The organism is Bacteroidota bacterium (genome assembly GCA_018831055.1).
Taxonomy (GTDB): domain Bacteria; phylum Bacteroidota; class Bacteroidia; order Bacteroidales; family B18-G4; genus M55B132.
Genome location: JAHJRE010000240.1, coordinates 1 through 2,264 on the forward strand (window position 1 = coordinate 1; position 2,264 = coordinate 2,264).

2 protein-coding genes are annotated in these 2,264 nt (G+C 46.5%); one reads left to right on the forward strand and one right to left on the reverse strand.

The window, feature by feature from the left end:
* Positions 1-608 (forward strand): hypothetical protein (locus KKA81_15975; protein ID MBU2652427.1); only part of this gene is annotated, 608 nt, incomplete at its 5' end.
* 131 nt (positions 609-739) lie between these two features.
* On the opposite strand, the gene KKA81_15980 is transcribed toward KKA81_15975, so the two are convergent.
* Positions 740-2,264, reverse strand: a 1,525-nt coding sequence (locus KKA81_15980) for an ATP-binding protein (GenBank protein ID MBU2652428.1), incomplete at its 5' end; no start/stop codon positions are given.

Below are 2,264 nucleotides of genomic sequence, written 5' to 3' on the forward strand. Positions count from 1 at the left end.
CGATGAGTATGGAATCAAACCAAATACCTCGAAGCGACAGAGTGTATAAACGACTGCGGGATTTTGCTGAAAAACGAAGAACATTTGAAATAGGGCTCCTATGGAAAAGGGCCTGGTTGTTTTGGGGTTTTACAGCGGTAGGATTTGCGGCGTATACCTATTCCCTTGAACACACGAACGAGTTCGGGTATGGCGTTGGAATGATGGTGGCCGGATTCGGATTCATCACGTCATTCATTTGGACATTAGTCAATAGGGGAAGCAAGTTTTGGCAAGAGTATTGGGAAGACCAAATTGACCGGGTAACAGAGGAGTCAATTAAACACAAGCAATCAAATTATAAATTCTTTGAAGATGCAAAAAATTATCAACCTCGGAATAAAGGATTTTGGAGCGGGGCAAGATTTTCTCCAAGCAAACTTATTATCGCGCTAAGTGACTATGTAACCGCCGCCTGGTTCGTAATCGGCATCATGCAATGTGCGATTATGTTAGGAACAAGGCCGGAACAACTAATAGTACAAGTCGCAATTTTCGCAATTATTGGTACGCTCGGCTACGCAATCTGGATTTGGAAAAGCGCAAGAAAGCATGGAGATTGCGCTTGACGTTGCGCTTGCTGGATTTTCCCGAAACAAGCGCACGAGTATATAAAGAAAACGCGCTTGAATTGCGCTTGATTTTCCGGCGGTTTCAGATACAAAAACGAGCGTTTTTCTCCCCTTAAAACTCCCAGGAATTATGTCTCTCTATGCTCTCTATATAGCCTATCTAGCGTTTTTGCTACTTCCGTGCGCGTGATTGCCTCGGCTTCGGCGAGGCGGGCGAACTTCTTTTTCACCAAACGGTCGGCAACAACGACAATGAGCTTGTCGCATTGTTGCTTCTTTTTGGCAAATCTGGCCTTGATTTCCTTTTCCTCAAACCGATCGAGGTAAGTACCGGTCTCTACCTCAAATGCAATCGTCTTTTTGTCGAGTTCGAACATGACGTCCGGGCTTACGGTGGCGTATAACTCGGGTTTTCCGCCTCGTTTCTGGATTTCCTCTGCAATAGCGTAACACAGCAAGGCGTGTTCGCCGGATTCGTTGGACTGGGTTTTAACCAAGTACCAAGGCAAGCCGCCAGCATTCAATATCATGCTGCGAAATGGCCGGTAGCCTTCCCGTTTCAATGCAATTGCTTCTTCCTCTGAGAGCTTTTTGAGTTCGTAATAGCCCTTGGAAACGTCAACTTTGACTATTGGCTGGGTTTCCGGGGGAAATTCTGGTTCTTCGTCGTTGGGGTCAGTGGTAATGAATTTGTGGATCTTTGGAGGCGCGGTTACAATGAATTGGTAACGGCCCTGCTCGGTAATCAAAAGGCCTTGGCCTTTGTCTGCCCGCAGCAGATAATCGCGCTCCTTTTCATTCAAAGCCAAGGCTTTGGAAATCAAACCCAGGTTATTGGCGTTTTGCTTTAACAATATCTTCGTAGAAGTCGTGTTAAGGATGCTAATACCGCCGTCGCTTCTAAGCAAGTCCTCGATTTCCTGCGTAATAAAGCCGATAGCGGCATTGTTTTTCCTAGACGTCTTGATAAAATCCAGAATATAATTCTCGGCCTCTTTGCTGCGTAACAAGCTCCAGCCCTCGTCGATTAGGACGACTTTGGGTTCCTTGTCTTTCTTGATTTCCCGCGAAATCAGTTCCAAGACTGAAAACATCACCAATTGCTTGACTTGGGGCGGCAATTGACTCAAATCAAAGTCAATAACGTTACTGCGAAGGTTGACTTTCGTGGGTTTGTCAAGGAATTCGAAAAAACCGTTCTTGGAATACATTTTAACGCGGTTTTGCAACACTTCAAGGCTCTTTTCATCCGAGCTATAATCGCTTTTCCTTGACTCGCGGGCCATGTCCTTCAAAACGTCCTTCAAATCTGAAAATGTCGGCGGATTGTTTGCCCACGTTCCCGGATCCGCGCTCAAGATGCCGCGGTGCTTGTAAACCCGCGTCAACGCCTCGTTTAGCACCCCCTTTTGGTTTTCCGTCAAGCCCCCGGTAATAATGTCAAAAACGGATATCAGGGTAAGCATTTTGCTGCCGTAGTCTTCTCCGGCTAAATCAAACAAGTTAATCATAGACGGCGAGTCCTTGGACAACTTGATTACCTCGCCTTTCAACTGCCTGGCCAACGCCGCGTACTCCGCGTTCGGGTCCAAAACGTAGACTTTGGCTTGGCTTGCCAGCAAGTGCTGCATGATTAAAAACTTGGAGGCATAA